Source organism: Vibrio sp. 10N.286.46.A8, from assembly GCF_041470165.1.
Classification (GTDB): Bacteria; Pseudomonadota; Gammaproteobacteria; order Enterobacterales; family Vibrionaceae; genus Vibrio; species Vibrio tasmaniensis_A.
The window spans coordinates 1-3,198 of the sequence record NZ_JBFRLX010000266.1; the positions used below are offsets into that span (position 1 = coordinate 1).

Sequence of the window (3,198 nt, forward strand, 5' to 3'; positions counted from 1 at the left end):
CGGTTAAATTCAGCAATCGAGCCTGGTAACAACGGTAATGATGTTTCACGCTTCACTGCATCTTCTGTGTAACCCGCCATAAACAAGCCCACAGGGCCTGCTGTACATAGAACTAAGTCTACCCAATCTAGTGCTTTGTCTGAAGCAGCTAGAGGATCGCTTTCACCAGTTAATGCTTCAGCCTCGTCTTCGTTCATTGCAACAACGGTTACATGTTGTTCAAGGAAATCTTTCCAAAACTCTGGATCATCTTGAATAACGAATTTAGTACCAAGCGTTAAAACAACAGGTACATCGTATTTCTTCGCGTACTCAATAGCTTTCATTGTTGCTTCAGGCATAGGGTCACCTGGTTTACAACGAACTAAATACGCCGTTAATACTAAAGCAGAAGCACTTTTGAAAATTTTCTCAGGGATGCTTTCTGGTTTTAATTGGTTCATTTGTCCTTCGCTAATTGCGAAAGTACGTTCACCATCTTCTGTAATTAATGCAAAGCAGCGACCAATTGCGCCATCTACCCCTTGTAAATGGTTCAGATCCATTCTGCTTGATGTATTACATAAATAGCGGTAACCGTAGCTACCAATTTTAATATCTTGGCTCATTACACCCAATAGTGTTGAACGGTCATCCGCCAATACTGAGTAGTTGTGTAATGTATTACCAATTGTGCCACCTGCGTATTCATTAGTGATCAGGCACTGTTCTTTTAATTCTTGATACAAAGATTCAGCAGCTTCATCACCAATAACCAAAGAGTGTCCCTTACTTAAGCCATATTTTTCGATTAGCTCAGAACTCACCTTTGCTTCAATATCCACCAAAGTTTGGTCAATACCGATAATATGGGTACGTGACATTCTTTTGCTCGTTTGAGCTTGGCTTACTAAAGGGTCACGAGCGTGAACCGGAAAATAGTGCTTTGATTTACGTTGTCCAGGGAATTTCATAGGGCTAGTCTAAGTCAAGGGGAAATAGGTGGCGGATTCTACCGCGCTATATTTAACGCGGCAATCTTTCAAACTATAGCAAACGTTTGCTAGGCTATTTTTTTATTCGCCTTCCATAAAGCTAAGATCAGGCAGCATGCCCAAATGCTCGGCGTAACGTTTCTGATTAAACTCTGCGCCGTTTTTCATTACATCAAATACTTCAATTGCCAGTGCACATGCCATCGCTGCAATTGCCTCTTCACGAGGTGTACCTGTCATCATTAAACGCATTAGCGTCTCTTTAACTTTTACTGGTTGCCCATCTTCAAGTTGGTTCTCGATAATCTCGATCAACTGTTCTTCTTGCATAAACTCATTTTGTTCAGACATTTTTTATCTCAGCTCTTGGATTTTGAGCGACTATGCCACATATAGATCTGACATCCTAGCGAGTCTCCTCGCGTTCATGCGATTCTCTAACGAAGTCAGCGCATTATTTGTGCAAATGAAACTGTGATTCCGGTCTCGGATCTGTCACGGTGTTTCTCTTTCTGTTAGAATCTGCGACCAAGTAATAGTAACGGTGTTTAGACATGTCAGATATCAGCTCTGGAAACAGCGAAAAGAAAGTAATTGTCGGTATGTCCGGCGGTGTAGATTCGTCAGTATCGGCGTATCTTCTTCAGCAACAAGGCTATCAGGTAGAAGGCCTTTTCATGAAAAACTGGGAAGAAGACGATAACGAAGAATACTGCACGGCAGCTGAAGACCTTGCTGATGCTCAAGCGGTATGTGACAAGTTAGGTATCCACCTTCACACTATCAACTTTGCAGCAGAGTACTGGGATAATGTATTCGAGTACTTTCTGGAAGAATACAAAGCGGGTCGTACACCGAACCCAGATATCCTTTGTAACAAAGAAATCAAATTCAAAGCATTCTTAGAGTTTGCGGATGAAGTATTAGACGCAGACTACATCGCGATGGGTCACTATGTTCGTCGTACTTTCCCAACACAAGAAGAGCTAGACGCTGGTGCGAAGCCAGAAATGCTACGCGGCCTAGACGGCAATAAAGACCAAAGTTATTTCCTTTATACGCTAAGCTCAGATCAAGTGGCACGCAGCCTATTCCCTGTGGGTGAATTAGAGAAGCCAGAAGTACGACGTATTGCTGAAGAGCAAGACTTGATCACTGCGAAAAAGAAAGATTCAACAGGCATCTGCTTTATTGGTGAGCGCAAGTTCACTGAGTTTTTAGGCAAATACCTACCCGCTCAACCGGGAAACATCGAGACACCAGAAGGCCAAGTTATTGGGCAACACCAAGGCTTGATGTACCACACACTAGGCCAACGTAAAGGCCTGCATATCGGTGGCACCAAAGGTGGCGGCGGTAATGAAGAACCATGGTTTGTTGGTGAAAAAGATCTTAAACGTAATGTTCTGATCGCGGTACAAGGTAAAGACCACCCTCTTTTAAAATCAGAAGGTTTGATCGCTTCTCAGCTTCATTGGGTTAATCGCACACCAATTACTGAAGTTATGACGTGCACGGTAAAAACACGTTACCGTCAGACCGATATTCCTTGTACAATCATCCCAATTGATGATGAGAACATTAAGGTTATTTTTGACGAACCACAAATTGCGGTGACCCCAGGTCAATCAGCAGTGTTCTACCTAGACAACGTATGTCTTGGTGGTGGTATCATTGAAAAGCGCATCTAACCAATAATCGAACGACAAACAATAGAAGACAACTAGGAGTTACTACGTGGCTAATACACTTTATGACCGTACTATTGCTTTCGCTGGAATTTGCCAAGCTGTGGCTTTGGTTCAACAAGTAGCGAAAGACGGCCATTGTGATAAAGATGCCTTCGAAGCTTCACTCAGTGCCATTTTAAATACCAATCCAGCGAACACCGTGGGTGTCTTTGGACGTGAAGCGAACCTAAAGCTTGGCCTTGAGTGCTTAGTAAAAGGTATCGATAGTACTCCCGCTGGTAGCGATATTACTCGCTACATCATCAGCTTGATGGCACTTGAGCGTAAGCTATCTTCTCGTAACGACTCTATGTCTCAGCTTGGCGATCGTATTCAAACTGCAGAACGTCAAACTGAACACTTTGATCTGTTTGACGAGCAAATGATCAGCAACCTAGCCAGTATCTACCTTGATGTTGTGAGTCCTATCGGCCCGCGTATTCAGGTTTCTGGGACGCCAGCTGTACTTCAACAGACGTCGAGCCAGCATAAGG

4 protein-coding genes are annotated in these 3,198 nt (G+C 43.4%); 2 read left to right on the plus strand and 2 right to left on the minus strand.

The genetic code is table 11. The features are described from left to right. Window positions 1-953 (minus strand): inosine/guanosine kinase (locus tag AB4232_RS21010; protein ID WP_372087936.1); only part of this gene is annotated, 953 nt, incomplete at its 3' end. Between the two features lie 102 nt (window positions 954-1,055). After that, window positions 1,056-1,325 (minus strand): hypothetical protein, encoded by a 270-nt coding sequence (locus AB4232_RS21015; protein ID WP_004734567.1) that lies wholly within the window; start codon window positions 1,323-1,325, stop codon window positions 1,056-1,058. 203 nt (window positions 1,326-1,528) lie between these two features. On the opposite strand from AB4232_RS21015, the gene mnmA reads away from it, so the two are divergent. Together mnmA and hflD are read left to right on the plus strand one after the other, a co-directional pair. Then, window positions 1,529-2,665, plus strand: a complete 1,137-nt coding sequence (gene mnmA, locus AB4232_RS21020) for a tRNA 2-thiouridine(34) synthase MnmA (RefSeq protein WP_009848812.1) — start codon at window positions 1,529-1,531, stop codon at window positions 2,663-2,665. 46 nt (window positions 2,666-2,711) lie between these two features. Beyond that, a partial coding sequence (gene hflD, locus AB4232_RS21025; protein ID WP_372087937.1) for a high frequency lysogenization protein HflD occupies window positions 2,712-3,198 on the plus strand: 487 nt, incomplete at its 3' end.